The organism is Psychrobacter proteolyticus (assembly GCF_038155145.1).
GTDB lineage: Bacteria > Pseudomonadota > Gammaproteobacteria > Pseudomonadales > Moraxellaceae > Psychrobacter > Psychrobacter proteolyticus_B.
In genome coordinates this window covers 1-257 of record NZ_JBAKAY010000038.1, presented here as the reverse complement: position 1 = coordinate 257, position 257 = coordinate 1, and the positions used below count along the sequence as shown (strand labels likewise).

Below are 257 nucleotides of genomic sequence, written 5' to 3'. Positions count from 1 at the left end.
GAAGTTCAGGTGTCGCCAGGACTTGTCGGCAAAGTCATGCGCCGGGCATGCCTTGCCGCATTCCGGGCAGGCATAAAGGCTCCCCCGGTCGGCTTCCACGTAAAGCTCGAGACGATGCGGAGCTGACGTGGTATCCAGATGCTGGTCCTTGAGTTTCCAAGGCGCTTGTAAGCCCAAGCCAAGGGTCAGGATCTGAGTACCATCCATGTCAATTCTCCAGTCTGTTCGGGGGCCCATATCCTGGACCATTCCAAGGC

General features: G+C 58.0%; 1 pseudogene. It reads right to left on the bottom strand.

Going from position 1 to position 257, the window contains the following annotated elements:
* Positions 1 to 207: pseudogene (locus V6252_RS12920) on the bottom strand (ISL3 family transposase); the annotation flags it as partial.
* Positions 208 to 257 lie beyond the last annotated feature (50 nt).